The organism is Mesorhizobium sp. M0011, from assembly GCF_040324155.1.
In the GTDB taxonomy this organism is placed as follows: domain Bacteria; phylum Pseudomonadota; class Alphaproteobacteria; order Rhizobiales; family Rhizobiaceae; genus Mesorhizobium.
In genome coordinates, this window is record NZ_JAMYVQ010000005.1 from 56,638 (window position 1) to 74,507 (window position 17,870).

At 62.8% G+C, this 17,870-nt stretch carries 17 protein-coding genes; 12 read left to right on the plus strand and 5 right to left on the minus strand.

The features are described from left to right. Positions 1–80: 80 nt before the first annotated feature. The 4 genes from NKK51_RS07335 to plsY all read left to right on the plus strand — a co-directional run bounded on the left by NKK51_RS07335 (position 81) and on the right by plsY (position 2,594). Positions 81–338 carry a GlsB/YeaQ/YmgE family stress response membrane protein gene (locus NKK51_RS07335; RefSeq protein ID WP_352552026.1) on the plus strand — a complete coding sequence of 86 codons (258 nt, stop codon included), beginning with the start codon at positions 81–83 and terminating at the stop codon, positions 336–338. A gap of 137 nt (positions 339–475) precedes the next feature. Continuing rightward, positions 476–1,441, plus strand: coding sequence for a lipoyl synthase (lipA, locus tag NKK51_RS07340; protein WP_352552028.1), 966 nt, complete (start codon positions 476–478; stop codon positions 1,439–1,441). A gap of 12 nt (positions 1,442–1,453) precedes the next feature. Beyond that, positions 1,454–1,909, plus strand: coding sequence for a type II toxin-antitoxin system RatA family toxin (locus NKK51_RS07345; protein ID WP_127294439.1), 456 nt, complete (start codon positions 1,454–1,456; stop codon positions 1,907–1,909). A 10-nt stretch (positions 1,910–1,919) separates the two neighbouring features. Then, positions 1,920–2,594, plus strand: coding sequence for a glycerol-3-phosphate 1-O-acyltransferase PlsY (gene plsY / locus NKK51_RS07350; RefSeq protein ID WP_352552030.1), 675 nt, complete (start codon positions 1,920–1,922; stop codon positions 2,592–2,594). A 44-nt stretch (positions 2,595–2,638) separates the two neighbouring features. On the opposite strand, the gene NKK51_RS07355 is transcribed toward plsY, so the two are convergent. Together NKK51_RS07355 and NKK51_RS07360 are read right to left on the minus strand one after the other, a co-directional pair. After that, positions 2,639–3,121, minus strand: a complete 483-nt coding sequence (locus NKK51_RS07355) for a CinA family protein (RefSeq protein WP_352552031.1) — start codon at positions 3,119–3,121, stop codon at positions 2,639–2,641. Continuing rightward, the gene (locus NKK51_RS07360) at positions 3,118–4,347 is read right to left on the minus strand and encodes a bifunctional 2-C-methyl-D-erythritol 4-phosphate cytidylyltransferase/2-C-methyl-D-erythritol 2,4-cyclodiphosphate synthase (protein WP_352552033.1); all 1,230 of its coding nucleotides are present in this window, start codon (positions 4,345–4,347) and stop codon (positions 3,118–3,120) included. Before NKK51_RS07360 ends, NKK51_RS07355 begins: the two co-directional genes overlap by 4 nt. A gap of 262 nt (positions 4,348–4,609) precedes the next feature. Between NKK51_RS07360 and dusB the strand changes: the two genes are divergently transcribed. The 8 genes from dusB to hflX all read left to right on the plus strand — a co-directional run bounded on the left by dusB (position 4,610) and on the right by hflX (position 14,747). Then, positions 4,610–5,638 carry a tRNA dihydrouridine synthase DusB gene (dusB, locus tag NKK51_RS07365; protein WP_352552267.1) on the plus strand — a complete coding sequence of 343 codons (1,029 nt, stop codon included), beginning with the start codon at positions 4,610–4,612 and terminating at the stop codon, positions 5,636–5,638. Beyond that, entirely contained in the window at positions 5,635–6,777 is a 1,143-nt protein-coding gene (locus NKK51_RS07370) for a two-component system sensor histidine kinase NtrB (protein ID WP_352552035.1), read from the plus strand. The genes dusB and NKK51_RS07370 overlap by 4 nt, the downstream gene beginning before the upstream one ends. Beyond that, positions 6,774–8,234, plus strand: coding sequence for a nitrogen regulation protein NR(I) (gene ntrC / locus NKK51_RS07375; RefSeq protein ID WP_352552036.1), 1,461 nt, complete (start codon positions 6,774–6,776; stop codon positions 8,232–8,234). Before NKK51_RS07370 ends, ntrC begins: the two co-directional genes overlap by 4 nt. Before the next feature lie 129 nt (positions 8,235–8,363). Then, on the plus strand, positions 8,364–10,649 hold the full coding sequence (locus NKK51_RS07380; protein ID WP_352552038.1) for a sensor histidine kinase NtrY-like: 2,286 nt from the start codon (positions 8,364–8,366) through the stop codon (positions 10,647–10,649). Then, positions 10,639–12,000: a nitrogen assimilation response regulator NtrX gene (gene ntrX / locus NKK51_RS07385; RefSeq protein ID WP_023812026.1), complete on the plus strand. Its 1,362-nt coding sequence runs from the start codon at positions 10,639–10,641 to the stop codon at positions 11,998–12,000. The genes NKK51_RS07380 and ntrX overlap by 11 nt, the downstream gene beginning before the upstream one ends. A gap of 100 nt (positions 12,001–12,100) precedes the next feature. Further along, entirely contained in the window at positions 12,101–12,964 is an 864-nt protein-coding gene (locus tag NKK51_RS07390) for a D-amino-acid transaminase (RefSeq protein ID WP_352552040.1), read from the plus strand. A gap of 145 nt (positions 12,965–13,109) precedes the next feature. Then, the gene (gene hfq, locus NKK51_RS07395) at positions 13,110–13,355 is read left to right on the plus strand and encodes an RNA chaperone Hfq (protein WP_006202172.1); all 246 of its coding nucleotides are present in this window, start codon (positions 13,110–13,112) and stop codon (positions 13,353–13,355) included. Continuing rightward, positions 13,356–14,747, plus strand: a complete 1,392-nt coding sequence (hflX, locus tag NKK51_RS07400) for a GTPase HflX (RefSeq protein WP_352552042.1) — start codon at positions 13,356–13,358, stop codon at positions 14,745–14,747. It begins immediately after the preceding gene. Between the two features lie 6 nt (positions 14,748–14,753). Here the strand turns inward: hflX and mazG are convergent, their stop codons facing one another. From mazG to NKK51_RS07415, 3 genes are all read right to left on the minus strand, one after another. Beyond that, complete coding sequence (mazG, locus tag NKK51_RS07405; RefSeq protein WP_352552043.1) at positions 14,754–15,578, minus strand: nucleoside triphosphate pyrophosphohydrolase; 825 nt, start codon at positions 15,576–15,578, stop codon at positions 14,754–14,756. Positions 15,579–15,718: 140 nt separating this feature from the next. Beyond that, positions 15,719–16,903, minus strand: a complete 1,185-nt coding sequence (locus NKK51_RS07410; RefSeq protein ID WP_352552045.1) for an amino acid aminotransferase — start codon at positions 16,901–16,903, stop codon at positions 15,719–15,721. A gap of 258 nt (positions 16,904–17,161) precedes the next feature. Continuing rightward, entirely contained in the window at positions 17,162–17,863 is a 702-nt protein-coding gene (locus NKK51_RS07415) for an SURF1 family protein (protein ID WP_352552268.1), read from the minus strand. Between the last annotated feature and the right edge of the window lie 7 nt (positions 17,864–17,870).

Genomic DNA, 17,870 nt, shown 5'->3' on the forward strand with positions numbered 1-17,870 from the left:
AGCGCTGCTACAGATGGAACCCGGCGGCAAGGTACTTCGTTTGCGAATGCGTTTTCACGTATCCCACAAGGAGAAGGCATATGCACCTGAATGGCGTCGGCTGGATAGCAGCCATCATCATCGGCGGCCTGGCAGGCTGGTTCGCCGAAATGTTCATGAAGAGCAACACCGGCATCTTCATGAACATCGTCATGGGCATCGTCGGCGCGGTCGTGCTGAACGCCATTCTGCAGGCTCTCAATTTTGGCCCGTTCGGCGTCGGCTGGATTGCCTATCTGATCACCGGCTTTATCGGTGCCTGCCTGCTGATCTGGGCCGGGTGTCTGGTGCGCCGTTAGCATCACTGAAGAGTTGCTATGCGAAAAAGGCTGTTGCGGCATGCGCCGTGGCGGCCTTTTTCTTTGCGTTGAAAAGTCTTAGATGACGTTATGACAGCGAACGCCTGACTGGCGTCGCGAATGAACCAGGTTTCCCGATGGTCACTGTCCTCGATACGATCGCCAACGCCCCGCGCTTGCGGCATCCGGAAAAGGCGCACAAGCCTGATCAGGACGTGCTGCGCAAGCCCGACTGGATCCGCGTCAAGGCGCCGGTGTCGAAGGGCTATGCCGAAACGCGCGAAATCGTCAAATCGCACAAGCTGGTGACGGTCTGCGAAGAGGCCGGCTGCCCTAACATCGGCGAATGCTGGGAAAAGAAGCACGCCACCTTCATGATCATGGGCGAGATCTGCACCCGCGCCTGCGCCTTCTGCAACGTCGCCACGGGCGTTCCAACAGCGCTTGACCCGGATGAACCGGCCCGCGTCGCGCATGCGGTCAAGCAGATGGGCCTTACCCATGTGGTCATCACCTCGGTGGACCGTGACGATCTCTCCGATGGCGGTGCGCAGCATTTCGCTGAAGTCATTCGTGCCATCCGGGCCGCGACGCCTTCGACGACGATCGAAATCCTGACGCCCGACTTCCTGCGCAAGGACGGCGCGCTGGAGATCGTCGTGGCCGCCAAGCCCGACGTCTTCAACCACAATCTCGAAACCGTACCGTCGAACTATCTGACGGTTCGTCCGGGCGCCCGCTATTTCCATTCGATCCGGCTGTTGCAGCGGGTCAAGGAGCTTGATCCGTCAATCTTCACCAAGTCCGGCATCATGGTGGGGCTGGGCGAGGAACGGAATGAAATCCTGCAGCTGATGGACGATCTGCGGTCCGCCAATGTCGATTTCATGACCATCGGCCAGTACCTGCAGCCGTCGAAGAAGCACCACCCGGTGATCCGCTTCGTCACGCCGGAGGAGTTCAAATCCTTTGAGACGATCGGCCGGACCAAGGGTTTCCTGCTGGTGGCATCTAGCCCGCTGACGCGTTCATCGCATCACGCCGGCGACGATTTTGCCAAGCTGCGCGCGGCACGGGAAGCGATTCTCAAGAAATCAGCTTAACTCGCTGGTTCCATGCCAAAATTCGAAGCCACCCGACGCGTATCCCATACACCCGAGCAGATGTTCGCTTTGGTCGCCGATGTTGAATCCTATCCGCAATTCCTGCCGCTTTGCGAAGCGCTGACGGTTCGCTCGCGCAAGGAGCGTGACGGGCGCACTGTTCTGCTTGCCGACATGAGCATCGGCTACAAGGCCATCCGCGAAACCTTCACGACGCAGGTGCTGCTGAAGCCCGCCGAGAACGCCATCGACGTGAAATACATCGACGGGCCGTTCAAATATTTGAGCAATGTCTGGCGTTTCGAACCCGACGGCGCCGGTTGCGCCGTCCGCTTCTTCATCGACTACGAGTTCAAGAGCCGTATTCTGGGCGCGGTCATGGGAACCATGTTCGATCGCGCCTTCCGCATGTTCGCCGAAGCCTTTGAGAAGCGCGCCGACGTCATCTACGGTGCAAAACCGTCTTGAGGCCCTGCGCATGCTTTTCTGGATAGCGAGCACCGTTGGACTGGCAATCGCCTATCTCTTCGGTACCATGCCCACGGGTTATCTGGCGGGGAAGCTGCTCAAGGGCATCGATATCCGGGAGCATGGCTCCAAATCCACCGGGGCAACGAACGTCTTGCGGGTCTTGGGAAAATGGCCTGCGTTGGTGGTGTTGCTGCTGGATGTGCTGAAAGGCGCGGCGGCGATCGTTTTTGCCCGCTGGTTCTATCCCTGGTTCATCACGTTGCCGTTGGTTACGCCATCGACCCCGCTTGACCTGCAAACCTGGGTGCCTTGGGCTGTTTGCCTGGCCGGAATTGCCGTGTTGTTGGGACATGGCCGTTCGATCTGGCTGAATTTTACAGGTGGCAAATCCGCTGCGACGGGGCTTGGCGTGTTGCTGGCTCTGTCTTGGCCGGTAGGTGTGGGGGCTGCGGCGGCTTTTGGTGCTGTGCTGGCTACGTCTCGGATAGTTTCCCTGAGTTCGATGGTAGCGGCGTTGACCGCGATCGCCCTCATCTGTGGCCTGGAGCAACCGTTGGCCTATCGGTTGCTGGTGATTGCGGGCAGCATCTACGTGATTGCGCGCCATCGTGCCAACATTCAGCGGCTGCTGGCTGGGACGGAGCCACGCTTAGGGCAAAGCAGCCCGGAATCGAAAACGTAACCGCAATCCAGCTTTCGGGCCCGCCCGCCCAACGTTTTTATACCCTATCCGAGTGCTTGTAGGCCCAGTTCCAGCGCTTGCCGGACCGTTTCGCGACGAATGAAATCGCGGCCTTTGTCTGCAAAGAGCTGGTGCTCGGCGACAATCGGTCGGCCGTCCAGCGCAACCCCGAACCAGACCAGGCCGACCGGTTTTCCCGCCGAACCGCCGCCAGGCCCGGCAATGCCGGTGACCGCCAGGGTCAGCCCGGCGCGCGAACGGGCAAGCGCGCCTGCCGCCATTTCAATCGCAGTCTCGCGCGAAACCGCGCCATGCGCCTCGAGCGTGACGGCGGAAACACCGAGCATGTCCATCTTGGCTTCGTTGGAATAGGTGATGAAGCCGCGATCGACCACGGTGGACGAGCCGGCGATGTCGGTCAACGCGGCGATGATCATGCCGCCGGTGCAGCTTTCCGCCGTTGCCAGCATGATGCCACGTCTCTGACAGGCTTGCAGCAGGGCATTTGCCAGCTCGTTGTGGGTCATTCCGGCACCTCGCCGGGAAACACCACGCTGGCGGTGGCGATCGCCGCAATGCCTTCCTCGCGCCCGACAAAGCCGAGCTTTTCGTTGGTTGTCGCCTTGATCGAGATGCGGTCCGCGGAAATTGCCAGCATCTTCGAAAGGGCTGCGGTCATGGCCTCGCGATGCGGGCCGACGCGCGGCGCTTCGCAGATCAGCGTGATGTCGGCATTGGCGATGCGGCCGCCGCGCGCGCGCACCAGCCTTGCCGCATGCTCGACGAATATGCGCGACGCAGCGCCTTTCCACTGCGGGTCGGATGGCGGAAAATGCGTGCCGATGTCGCCTGCGCCGCAAGTCGCCAGCAGCGCATCGGTCAAGGCGTGCAGACCGACATCGGCGTCGGAATGGCCGGACAGCTTCTTGTCGTGCGCAATGGCGACGCCACACAAAGTGACATGGTCTCCCGGTTCGAAGGCGTGGACGTCGTAGCCATTGCCGGTACGGATATCGGGAAAGCGCACGCGTTCGCCGGAAAGCCGCTGGTCCGCCATCGCAATATCCCGTGCCCAGGTGAGTTTGACATTGTCCGGCGAGCCCGGAACGATCTTGACCGGAATATTCGCCCATTCGGCGATCGCGGCATCGTCGGTAAAATCCATTCTTCCCAGATGATGGGCTTTCTCGTGCGCGGCAAGAATGGGCCAGAACGGAAAGCCCTGTGGCGTTTGCGCCGCGTGAAGACCGCTGCGCGAAACGGTTTCGCCAACCACGCCGGAGGCCGATTCGCGCTTCAGCGTGTCGGCGACGGGCAAAGCGGGCAACGCGCCCTCGCGCTCGCCGATGGCGGCGATGGTGCGATCTATCAGGTCCGCATCGACAAACGGGCGGACGGCGTCGTGGATCAGAACCTGCGCCGGCGCGTGGCCTCTAAGGGCAAGCAGGCCGAGCCGGACGGATTCCTGCCTCGTCGCCCCGCCCATGATGGCGGTGACGCGCTCTACATTGGCGCCCGCCGCCTGCCGGAACAGCTCGTGGTCATCGGCATGAATGGCGACGACGATCTCGCTGGTCCGCGGGTGGGCCAGAAAAATGTCCAGCGTGTGTGCAATGACGGCAAAGCCGCCAATGTGTTGATATTGCTTCGGTCCGTTGGCCTGTCCGGCGCGCGCGCCACGGCCGGCCGCAACGATCACCACCGCGACCTTGCCATCCGCATCCGAAACGTGATTTTCACTTGCGTCAGTCATGCCCGTTTGGTCCTAGCGCACGATCCCGAAAAGTGTAATCGGTTTTCGGAAAGATCGTGCGCTAAGTATGAAATTCCAAAGCGTCCTTTGCGCGTCCTGAGGGACGCGCGGCGCTTTGGTCGCGGCCAAAGCCGAAGGCCAGCATTTTCCCAATTGCGCCTAAATGTGGCGTCATTCCGCGTTGCACATTGCGCCGGTTCTGGCTAGAGAATGTGCAACGAATGAAGATGCTTGGTTTTTGTGCATGGTTAACTTGACCAAATTGCCTGACTTGACCAAATTGGCAGGGCCGCTCGATGTCGGTGGTGTGAGAATCCGCAATCGCGTGTTCCTCGCACCGATGTCGGGGATTACGGACGAGCCGTTCCGGCAGCGTGCCCACGCGCATGGAGCAGGCCTGGTCGTGTCCGAAATGGTTGCCAGCGGAGAGCTCGCCAAGGGCAGGGCCGGTTTCAACCTGCGCATACGCCACTCCGGCCTGCCCGTCCATATGGTTCAGCTTGCAGGCCGTGAGGCGATGCACATGGCCGAAGGTGCCAGAATCGCAGCCGGTGAGGGGGCCGACATTATCGACATCAACATGGGCTGCCCGGCCAAGAAGGTTACCGGCGGTTATGCGGGTTCGGCATTGATGCTGGATCTCGACCACGCACTGTCGCTGATCGACGCCGTTGTCGGCGCGGTCGAGGTGCCAGTGACGGTCAAGATGCGGCTTGGCTGGGACGAAGGCGCGCTCAACGCCCCAATGCTGGCGCGCCGCGCCGAGCAGGCCGGCGTCAGGATGGTTACCGTGCACGGCCGCACGCGCTGCCAGTTCTACCAGGGCAAGGCCGACTGGCGCGCCATCGCCCGCGTCAAGGAAGCCGTGTCCATCCCGGTCGTCGCCAATGGTGACGTCTCTTCGCCGGCGGAAGCGGCCGACATTCTCGATCAATCGGGTGCCGACGCCGTGATGATCGGCCGTGCCCATTATGGCGCGCCCTGGATCGCAGGCGGCATTGCGGCCGCGGCGACCGGCGAGGCGACGCCAAACATGCCACGGGACTCGACGGCGCTCGCCGACTACATCGTGGCCCACTATGAGGACATGCTGGCGCTCTACGGCGCCGAAAGCGGCCTGCGCCAGGCGCGCAAGCATCTTGGCTGGTATCTTGATCGGCATGCCGACGGCGTCGCCGACGACAGCCGAAAGGCCATACTGACCGCATTCGAGCCCGCGCGCGTCATTGCCTTGCTGCGCGATGTGTTTTCGCGCGATCCGCAACCCTTGAACCTGCGGAGCGCCGCATGAACGCCGCCGCCGGCCCGGGCGCCGAAATGGCGGATGCCGCCCAAATCGTGCTCAACACCATCCGCCGCCCGGTGATCATGATCAGCGAGGAGGGGTTCATCACCTTCGCCAACGCCGACGCGGAAGACTTCTTTCGTTCGAGCGCGACCATGCTCGCCCGCAACACGCTGTCAAAACTCATTCCCTTCGGCAGCCCGCTGCTGACACTGGTCGACCAGGTGCGCGAGCGCCGGGCCCCGGTCAACGAGTATCGGGTCGACGTGTCGTCGCCGCGGCTCGGCATCGAAAAGGTCGTCGATCTCTACGTCGCGCCGGTGCCGGAATTTCCGGGCTCGGTGGTGGTGATGTTCCAGGAACGGTCGATGGCCGACAAGATCGACCGGCAGATGACGCATCGGGGCGCGGCACGTTCGGTCACCGGTCTGGCGGCGATGCTTGCCCATGAGATCAAGAACCCGCTCTCAGGCATCCGCGGCGCTGCCCAGTTGCTCGAACTGTCGGCTTCCGACGAAGACCGCGCGCTGACGCGGCTGATCACCGACGAGACCGACCGCATCGTGTCGCTGGTCGATCGCATGGAGGTATTTTCCGACGAGCGGCCGATCGACCGCTACCCCGTCAACATCCATGTCGTTCTCGACCATGTGAAGGCGATTGCCAAGAACGGTTTTGCCAAGAGAATCAAGATATTGGAGGATTATGATCCTTCGTTGCCTCCGGTGTTTGCCAACCGCGACCAGTTGATCCAGGTGTTCCTCAACCTGGTCAAGAACGCCGCCGAGGCGATCGGCAGCGACCCGCAGGGCGAGATCGTGCTGTCGACCGCCTTCCGGCCAGGCATCCGTGTTTCCGTTCCGGGCACGCAGGACCGCGTGTCGCTGCCGCTGGAATTCTGCGTGCGCGACAATGGCTCCGGCGTCTCCGAGGACATCTTGCCGATCCTGTTCGACCCGTTCATCACCACCAAGCCGAACGGCTCCGGGTTGGGTCTTGCGCTGGTCGCCAAGATCGTCGGCGAGCATGGCGGCATCATCGAATGCGAATCGACGCCGCGCGGCACCACATTCCGCATCCTGATGCCGGCCTGGAAAGAAGCGCCAAACGGCGCCGATGATGACGGTGAAGGAGACCGCAAATGACCGTTCGCGGCAATATTCTCGTCGCCGACGACGACGCGGCGATCCGTACCGTCCTCAACCAGGCGCTTTCGCGCGCCGGCCACGAGGTGCGCGTCACCTCCAATGCTTCGACTTTGTGGCGCTGGGTGGCGGCGGGCGAGGGCGACCTTGTCATCACCGATGTGGTCATGCCGGACGAGAACGCCTTCGACATGCTGCCGCGCATCAAGAAGGCGCGGCCGGAGCTGCCGGTCATCGTCATGAGCGCCCAGAACACCTTCATGACGGCCATCCGCGCGTCCGAAACCGGCGCCTATGAATATCTGCCGAAGCCGTTCGACTTGACCGAGCTGCTCAACATCGTCAACCGCGCGCTTTCCGAGCCGCGGCGGCCGAAGATCGATCCGCGGCCTGAAGAACAGCCAGACGCGATGCCGTTGGTCGGCCGTTCGGCGGCCATGCAGGACATCTACCGCATGCTGGCGCGCATGATGCAGACCGACCTGACGGTGATGATCTCGGGCGAATCCGGCACCGGCAAGGAGCTGGTGGCGCGCGCGCTGCATGAATATGGCCGCCGCCGCGGCGGCCCCTTCGTCGCCATCAATATGGCGGCGATCCCGCGCGACCTGATCGAATCGGAACTGTTTGGTCACGAGAAGGGTGCCTTCACCGGCGCACAGAACCGCTCGACCGGGCGCTTCGAACAGGCTGAAGGCGGCACGCTTTTCCTCGACGAGATCGGCGACATGTCGATGGAGGCGCAGACGCGTCTGCTGCGCGTGCTCCAACAGGGTGAATATACGACGGTTGGCGGACGCACGCCGATCAAGACCGACGTGCGCATCGTCGCCGCCACCAACAAGGATCTGCGCACGCTGATCAACCAGGGGCTTTTTCGCGAGGATCTGTTCTATCGCCTCAACGTCGTGCCGCTCCGGCTGCCGGCGCTGCGTGAGCGCTCCGAGGATGTGCCGGACCTCGTCCGCCACTTCTTCAAGCTCGGCGAGATGGAAGGCCTGCAGACCAAGCGCATTTCTTCCGGCGGCATCGAGTTGATGAAGCGCTATCCGTGGCCAGGCAATGTTCGCGAACTGGAAAACCTCGTTCGGAGGCTCGCCGCGCTCTATTCGCAGGACGAGATTTCCGCCGAGATCATCGAGGCCGAGCTGAAGACCGGCGAGCGCCCCGTAGTGCCGGGAGGCGGTAACCTCATTCCCGACGATTTGTCGATTGGCCAGGCGGTGGAGCATTTCCTGCAGCGCTATTTCGCGTCGTTTGCCGGCGACTTGCCTCCTGCCGGGCTCTATCAGCGCATCCTATCCGAGGTCGAGTTTCCGCTTGTCCTGGCCTCGATGACGGCAACGCGCGGCAACCAGATCAAGGCTGCGGAACTGCTGGGCTTGAACCGCAACACGCTGCGCAAGAAGATTCGCGAGCTCGGCGTCAACGTCTACAAATCATCGCGGCAGGGCTGAGCCTTGATCTGAGCCCGCGCTCTTTTCAGGGGATCGGCTCGCGAAAGATTTCCGTCTCGGTCACACTTGTTGCATAATCGCCACAATGCGTTGCATACATCCGACGCAATCATGGCTCTAGACGGCGACATGGCTCCGCAGGCACCGACAACAAACCAACCGCTTTTCAGCGAACCCGGCGCTCGTGACGGGCGCCGGCTGCTTGCGCTGCCAGGCGTGATCGCGGTCGTCGGCGCGCTGATGACGGCGGCGATCTCGTTCACCATCCTCGTTGGCGCCACGCCGATCACACCGAACGAGTCGACGACGCTGGCGTTGATTGCCCTCAACACGGCTTTCGTCCTGTTTCTTATCGCGCTGGTCGGGCGTGAGGTGCACCGCATCCTGATGGCGCGCCGGCATGGCAAGGCCGCTTCGCGGCTGCATGTGCGCATTGTCGCCATGTTCGCCCTGGTTGCCGCCATTCCCGCCATCATGGTGGCCATCATCGCGTCGATCACGCTCGACATCGGCCTCGACCGCTGGTTCGAGATCCGCACCAAGACGATCGTCAATTCATCGCTCTCGATCGCCGACGCCTATGTCCAGGAAAATGCCCGCAACCTCCAGGGCACGACTCTGTCCATGGCCTATGATCTCGATGCGTCGCGCACGCTCTACGGCCTTGATCGTACCGGCTTTCTCGACCTGATGAACAAGGAAGCCGTGGGCCGTTCGCTGGCCCATGCGGCGCTGATCAAGCCGGACGGCTCTTTCGTCATGAGCGCCAAGACCGATACGGATTTCGCCATGCCCGAGCCGCCGGAAGGCGCGGTGGCCAGCGCTACCGACGGCAAGCCGGTGCTGATCGAACCGAAAACGCGCAACATCATGGGCGCCATCGTCAAGCTGCGGGAGATCGAAGGACTCTACCTCTACACCATTCGGCTCGTCGATCCCGAAGTGATCAAGGCAAGGCAGATCGTCAGGTCCAACACCGACGAATATCGGGGGCTGGAAGATAACCGCCGTACCTCTCAGGTGGCCTTCGCGCTGCCCTATCTGTCGTTGACGCTCATCATTATCCTGTCCGCGATCTGGACCGGCATTGCGGTCGCCGACCGTCTGGTGCGGCCTATTCGCCAGCTCATCGGCGCCGCCGACGAGGTCGCGACCGGCAATCTCGACGTCGCGGTTCCCGTCAGGCCTTCGGACGGCGATGTCGCCTCGCTCGGCGATACGTTCAACAAGATGCTGCTCGAACTGAAATCACAGCGCAACGAGATCCTGTCGGCCAAGGACCTGATCGATGAAAGGCGCCGCTTTTCGGAAGCCGTGCTTGCCGGCGTCACCGCAGGCGTCATCGGCGTCGACCCCTACGGCATCGTCACCATCGTCAACCGCTCGGCCGAGGCGATGCTGGCCATTTCCGCCAGCGCCGCCCTCGGCCAGAACCTCTCCGCCGTGCTGCCGCATGTCGGCCGCGTCTTCGAGATCGGCCGCAAGTCCGGCAAGCCCGTCTATCGCGAGCAGGTGACCTTCTACCGCACCGGCGCCGAGCGGACCTTCAACGTGCAGATCACCATAGAGGCCGGCGACGACGGCTCGGAGGAAAAATCCTATGTCGTGACGGTCGACGACATCACCGATCTGGTTCAGGCCCAGCGCTCCTCCGCCTGGGCCGACGTGGCGCGTCGCATCGCCCACGAGATCAAGAACCCGCTGACGCCGATCCAGCTTTCGGCCGAGCGCATCAAGCGCCGTTACGGCAAGGTCATCACCGAGGACCGCGAGGTTTTCGACCAATGCACCGACACCATCATCCGTCAGGTTGAGGATATCGGCCGTATGGTCGACGAATTCTCGGCGTTCGCGCGCATGCCGAAGCCCGAGATGAAGGCGATAGATCTGCGCGAATCGCTGCGTGAGGCCTCGTTCCTGGTCGAGGTCAGCCGCGCCGACATCACTTTCGAGCGGATCTTCGGCACCGAGCCGCTCAAGGGCACGTTCGACAGCCGCCTGATGGCGCAGGCTTTCGGCAATGTGATCAAGAACGCCGCCGAGGCAATCGACGGATTGGAACAGAAGGACGGTTCGCACGGCATAATCCGGATTCAAGCCGGGCGCCAGAATGGTGCGATTCGAATCGACGTCATCGACAATGGCAAAGGCCTGCCGCGCGAGAATCGCCAACGGCTGCTCGAGCCCTACATGACCACACGCGAGAAGGGCACCGGACTTGGCCTCGCTATCGTCAAGAAGATCGTGGAGGACCATGGCGGCAGGCTGGAACTACACGATGCTCCAGCGGACTTCCACGATGGGCGCGGCGCGATGATCAGCATCATCCTGCCGCCTGCGGCCGCAACGGCTCCGCGCGGCGAAAGCAGGGCGGAAAACGAAAGAGAAACTGAAAAGGTCGGTAATGGCGTCTGATATTCTCATCGTCGATGACGAGGAAGACATCCGTGAACTCGTCGCGGGCATACTGAGCGACGAAGGTCACGAAACCCGCACGGCATTCGATGCCGACAGCGCGCTCGCTGCTATAGCTGATCGCGCGCCGCGGCTGATTTTCCTCGATATCTGGCTGCAGGGCTCGCGCCTGGACGGGCTGGCGCTGCTCGACGAGATCAAGACCATGCATCCGACCTTGCCGGTGGTGATGATTTCCGGCCACGGCAACATCGAAACGGCGGTCTCCGCCATCCGTCGCGGCGCCTATGACTTCATCGAAAAGCCGTTCAAGGCCGACAGGCTGATCCTTATTGCCGAGCGTGCGCTGGAGACCTCGAAATTGCGGCGCGAGGTTTCCGACCTCAAGCTGCGCAGCGGCGAAACCTTCGATCTGATCGGCATGTCGTCGGCGATGAGCCAGTTGCGCCAGACGATCGAACGCGTCGCGCCGACCAACAGCCGCGTGATGATCATCGGACCGTCTGGCTCGGGCAAGGAACTGGCCGCGCGCGCCATCCACACGCTGTCGGCGCGCAAGAGCGCACCTTTCGTGACGCTGAGCGCCGCCAACATCACGCCCGAGCGCATGGAGATCGAGCTGTTCGGCACCGAATCGAATGGCGTCGAGCGCAAGGTCGGGGCGCTGGAGGAGGCCCATCGCGGTATCCTCTACATCGACGAGGTGGCCGACATGCCGCGCGAGACGCAGAACAAGATCCTGCGCGTGCTGGTCGAGCAGCAGTTCGAGCGGGTAGGGGGAACCAAGCGGGTCAAGGTCGATGTCCGCATCATCTCCTCGACCTCGCAGAACCTCGAAGCGATGATTGCCGACGGGCGTTTTCGCGAGGATCTTTACCATCGCCTCGCGGTGGTTCCGGTCATCGTGCCGGGATTGGCCGAGCGGCGCGAGGATATTCCCTACCTCGTCGATAATTTCATGAAGCAGATCGCCCGCCAGGCCGGCATCAAGCCGCGCCGCATCGGCGACGACGCGCTGGCCGTGCTGCAGGCGCACAACTGGCCGGGCAACGTTCGCCAGCTGCGCAACAATGTCGAGCGCCTGATGATCCTTGCGCGCGGCGACGACGTCGATGCGCCGATCACCGCCGACCTGTTGCCGGCCGAGATCGGCGATGTCATGCCGCGCACGCCGAATCAATCCGACCAGCACATCATGGCGCTGCCGTTGCGCGAAGCGCGTGAGCAGTTCGAGAAGGATTACCTGATCGCCCAGATCAACCGGTTCGGCGGCAACATCTCGAAGACCGCCGAGTTCATCGGCATGGAGCGCTCCGCTCTGCATCGCAAGCTGAAGTCGCTGGGCGTCTGAGCGCGACATATCCAGCCGCCGCGCCCGGGCCGAGCATTTGCCGGTTACGGCGGCGGTGGAATCGCATAAGAAAGCCCCGAGAATATCCTAGAGGTTGCCCATGCCGCGCATTGCCTATGTCAACGGGCGCTATGTCACGCACGCCGACGCCGCCGTCCATATCGAGGACCGTGGCTATCAGTTCGCCGACGGTGTCTATGAGGTCTGCGAGGTGGCGCGTGGTTTCATCGTCGACATGCCGCGCCATCTGTCCCGGCTGAACCGCTCGCTGACCGAATTGTCGATCGCCTGGCCGGTCACCTCTCACGTGCTGCCACTCATTCTGCGCGAGGTGGTCAATCGCAACCAGGTCGCCAATGGCCTGGTCTACGTGCAGGTGACGCGCGGTGTGGCCAGCCGCGACTTCGCCTTCCCTTCCGCCGACACGAAGCCGGCCCTGGTGGTCACCGCCAGGAAGGCCGACCCAGCGGCTGGAGCGAAGCGAGCCGAGACCGGCATCGCGGTCATCACCGTGCCGGAGAACCGGTGGGACCGCGTCGACATCAAGACCGTCGGGCTGCTGCCCAATGTATTGGCCAAGCAGAAGGCTAAAGAAGCTGGCGCCCAGGAAGCCTGGTTCGTCGACGGTGAAGGCAACGTCAAGGAAGGCGGCTCGTCCAACGCCTGGATCGTCACCAGGGACGGCGTCCTCGTCACCAGGCCGGCCGAGCACGGCATCTTGCGCGGCATCACCCGCACGACCATGTTCGAAGTGGCGGCCAAGCTTGGCCTGAAGATCGAGGAGCGCGGCTTTTCCGTCGCCGAGGCCAAGGCGGCACGCGAGGCGTTCATCAGCTCCGCAACGACAATCGCCATGCCGGTGGTGAGCATCGACGGCGATACGGTCGCCAACGGGCACCCCGGCTCAATAACACTTTCCTTGCGGCAGGCCTTTTTTGACATTGCGGAAAAAAGTCCAGCCTGATAACCGCACAGGTGGAATGAACATCAATATATCTCGTTCTGCTTGTCGTTACTGACGACAAGACGGTGTTTGCGAGCTTGACATGCGCCCGTTAATTTGGCGCATTGGCTTGCAAACCGAAGGGGATCGGCGAAAGACAAGAACAATGGCGGAACGATCGCAAAACCTTCAGGACCTGTTCCTGAATTCAGTTCGCAAGAGCAAGAACCCGCTCACCATCTTCCTCATCAACGGCGTGAAGCTGACCGGCGTGGTCACTTCGTTCGACAATTTCTGTGTCCTGCTGCGCCGCGACGGACACTCCCAGCTCGTCTACAAGCACGCCATTTCCACGATCATGCCGAGCCAGCCGGTTCAGATGTTCGATGGCGAGGAAAGCCAGGGCGCCTGATTGGCACGTGAAAAAGACGCGGACGCCACCGTTCGCGGAAAACCAACACATCATCCCGGGACGGAAGCCAAGGGCCCGACCCGGGCTGTTGTCATTGTGCCCGTCCTTACCCGCCACCAGCGCAACGACGACGAGACCAACCGTCCTCGGTTGATGCGTTCGGCTGATGCTCGTCACGACGAGGCCGTCGGCCTTGCTCGCGCCATCAACCTGGATCTGATCCACACTGCGGTGGTGACCGTCAACGATCCGCGCCCGGCGACGCTGCTCGGCAGCGGCAAGGTTGCGGAGTTCGCGGAAATCGTCAAAGAGGGACATGCGGAAGTGGTCGTCGTCGACCATCCGCTGACCCCGGTGCAGCAGCGCAATCTCGAAAAAGAGCTGAACGCCAAGGTGCTGGACCGCACCGGGCTGATTCTCGAGATCTTCGGCGAGCGCGCGCGCACCAAGGAAGGCACGCTGCAGGTCGAACTCGCCCATCTCAACTACCAGAAGGGCCGCCTCGTGCGCAGCTGGACCCATCTGGAGCGCCAGCGCGGTGGCGCCGGCTTCCTCGGGGGCCCCGGCGAAACGCAGATCGAATCCGACCGGCGGCAGTTGCAGGAAAAGATCATCAAGCTGAAGCAGGAGCTGGAAACGGTGCGGCGCACGCGCGACCTGCACCGCGCCAAGCGCAGGAAGGTGCCGTTCCCGGTGGTGGCGATCGTCGGCTACACCAACGCCGGCAAGTCGACGCTGTTCAACCGGCTGACCGGAGCAGACGTGCTGGCGCAGGACATGCTGTTCGCCACGCTCGACCCGACGCTTCGGCGCGTACGCCTGCCGCACGGCACGCCGATCATCCTATCTGACACTGTGGGTTTCATCTCGGATCTGCCGACGCATCTGATCGCGGCTTTCCGCGCCACCCTGGAAGAGGTGGTCGAGGCCGATCTCGTGCTTCATCTGCGCGACATTTCCGATCCGGACACCGCGGCACAAGCGGAAGATGTCGAGCGCATCCTGGCCGACCTCGGTGTCGACGCCGGCGACGCCAAGCGCGTGATCGAAGTGTGGAACAAGATCGACCGGCTCGACGAAGGCAACCGGACCCGGCTGCTTGCAGACGGCGCCAATGCCAGCAAGGCGCCGCCGATTGCGGTGTCGGCTGTCACCGGCGAGGGCATCGATGCGCTGAAGGCAATCATCGAAACGCGGATGGCGGGCGAGCTCGAAGACCTGACGGTGACGATCGAGCCGGCACAGTTCGGCCTTGTCGACTGGCTTTACCGCAATGGCGATGTCGTTTCGCGAAGCGACAATGATGACGGCAGCGCCACCATCTCGCTCAAGGCCACGCAAAGCGCCCGCGAAGAGATCGAAAGCAGATTGCGTCGTAAAAACAACGGCTAATGTAACTTACTTCGCGGTCTTTGCTTCCTGCCATAGCGCTTCCATCTCGGCCAGATCGGCCTTGTCCAGCGTGTTGCCGGCTTTCTCCAAAGCCTGCTCGACATAATGGAAACGTGAGCGGAATTTTTCGTTGGTGCCGCTCAGCGCTGCTTCCGAATCGAGCTTGAGGTGCCGTCCGAGATTGACGACGGCAAATAGCATGTCGCCGAACTCGTCCTTGATCGAGGCCGTGTCGCCCTTGGCCAGTGCCTCGCGCAACTCGCCGATCTCTTCCTCGATCTTGTCGAGGATGGGCGCCGCCTCGCTCCAGTCGAAACCGACGCGGGCGGCCTTCTCCTGAAGTTTCAGTGCCCGCGTCAGCGCGGGCAGGGCGACCGGCACGCTGTCCAGAAACCCCTTGCCATTGTCTTCGGGATCGAGATCGCGCGCGAGGCGGGCGCTTCGTTTCTCCGCCTTCTCTTCTGCCTTGATCTTTTCCCACATGCCCTTGGCCATGCCGGCGCTGCGGGCTTTTTCGTCGCCGAAGACATGCGGATGGCGTCGGATCATCTTGGTGGTGATCGCCTGAACCACATCCGGGAAGGCGAATTCACCGGCCTCCTCGGCCATCTGTGCGTGATAGACGACCTGCAGCAGAAGATCGCCGAGCTCGTCGCGCAGATCGTCAAGGTCGCCGCGCGCGATGGCGTCCGCCACCTCATAGGCTTCCTCGATCGTGTAGGGCGCGATGGTCGAGAAATCCTGTTCGACGTCCCAGGGGCAGCCGGTCTTCGGCGCCCGCAGCGCCGCCATGATCTCGATCAGGCGCGAAATGTCTTTTGATGGCGTCATCGAGAGCTATTCCAGGAAAAGTGTGAAACGGTTTTCTGTCCGGAATTGCGTCAAAACAGTCTATCGGATGCTATCCCGCGACCGGCCGCGCGGCCAACGCTGTCAGCCGGCGCGGAAGCCTTGTCCACAGATGAGCCGCGTCAATCAAGAACCGAAACGATCGCCTTGGCGAATTCGTCCATGCCGTCCTCGGGCAGTCCGGCGACATTGATGCGGCTGTCGCCGACCATGTAGACGCCGTGCTCGGCACGCAACCGCTCGACCTGTGCTTCCGTGAGGCCAAGGCGGGAGAACATGCCGCGATGGCTGGCGACGAAGTCGAAGCGGTCGGAATTGGACTGCCGGCGCAGCGCCTCGGCGAACTGGACGCGAAGCCTGAGCATACGCAGGCGCATCTCTTCGAGCTCGGCTTCCCAGTCGGCGCGCAAGGCGGCGTCTTCGAGCACGATGCGCACGGCTGCCGCACCATGGTCCGGCGGCATCGAATACATGGCGCGCGCCGCCGACAGCATCTGGCTCATCGCCACATCCGCCTGTGCGCCGTCCCTGGCCAGGATCATCGCCGCGCCGACGCGTTCGCGGTAGACGGCGAAATTCTTCGAGCAGCTCGACGCGACGACCATCTCCGGAACTTTCGCGGCCAGCAGGCGCAAGCCGAGGGCGTCGGCCTCGAGGCCATCGCCAAAGCCCTGATAAGCGATGTCGACGAAGGGCAGCAGCTCGCGCTCGACGACCAGATCGGTAACGGCTGCCCACTGTGCCGCATCCAGATTGGCGCCGGTCGGGTTGTGGCAGCAGCCATGCAGCAACACGACGTCGCCGCTCTTTGCGGTCCGCAGGGCCACCAGCATGTCGTCGAAACGAACGGCGCCCGAGGCGGCATCGAAATAGGGGTACTCGCGGATCTGCAGGCCGGCGGCGCGCATCACCGGCATGTGGTTCGGCCAAGTCGGATCCGATAGCCAGATGGTTGCATCCGAGCGCGTCCGCTTCAGCAGTTCCGCCACCAGCCGCAGCGCGCCGGAACCGCCGGGCGCCTGTGCGGCGCGGATGCGTGTCATGTCAGCGCCTGGACCGAAGGCGAGCCTGGCCATCACTGTGTTGAAGCCGGTATCGCCGGCAAGGCCGAGATAGGTCTTGGTGTCCTGGCCCTGCAGCAGGCGCTTTTCCGCTTCGCGCACGGCGCGCATGACCGGCGTCTTGCCGTCGCGATCCTTGTAGACGCCGACACCGAGATCGACCTTGTCTGGACGCGGATCGGCACGATAAAGGCCGATCAGGGCCAGGATCTTGTCGGCAGGGGCGGGCTGCAGGGTCTCAAACATCGATAGGGCTCCAATGGCGGCGGAGTGATACGCAAATCGGTCGCGTTTCGCCAGCGGTTTTAGCTAGGTGATCCAGCCTGAGACGGGGGTGCCGGGAAGCCTGCCCTGCACGCTCCCCGTGATATGGACGGGGTTCGGTGCGGAACCCATTGATGCGCGTGGGAAAATGACCAGCCAACATCAACAGAGCCACCACGCCATCGTCCGCGCCGGCATGAGCGCTTCCGTGCGCAATTTCGGCTTTGCCGGGGCCAGTGGTCAGGCCCCACCGTATTTCCCAGCCTGCCGCAACAGATAGGCGATCGCGCCCAGCACCATCAAGGCCAGCCCGAACCATGTCAGGGCATAGGCCAGATGGTTGTTGTGGAACGAAACGACCGTCAGGCCGCCGACCGGCCACCCTCCCGGATTGGGCGTGGCATCGGCATCGATGAAATAAGGAGCGACACGCCCGAGGCCTTGCGTCGTGGCGATCGCCTGCACATCGCGCGAATACCAGCGGTTGGCGGCCGGATCGTTGTTACGCAGGAAGCCGCCTTTCGGTTCGCTGATGCGCAGCAGGCCGTGAATTCCGGTGTGATCGCCCGAGGGCTTGCCTGCGAGGCGGGTTGCCGGATCGCGCTTGTCCGTCGGCACGAAGCCCCTGTTCACCAGAATCGTGAAGCCATCATCCGCTCGGAACGGCGCCATTACCCAGAAGCCACCGCCGAGATCGGTGACCGCCTGGACCAGGGTCTCGCGATCACCGAGAAACCGGCCTGGAACGACGAGGCGGCGATACTCGTCATCCCTGGCGTTGATCGCTGGCCAGGCCGAAGGCGCCGGGGCGGCCACAGGTACTGCCTTGAGACGCTGGTCGACACGCTCGATCAGGTCGAGTTTCCAGACGCGGCGCTCCAGCTGCCAGACACCAAGCGCCGAAAGGCCGGTGATGCCGATGGCCCCGCAAAGGCAAAGCACCAACAGC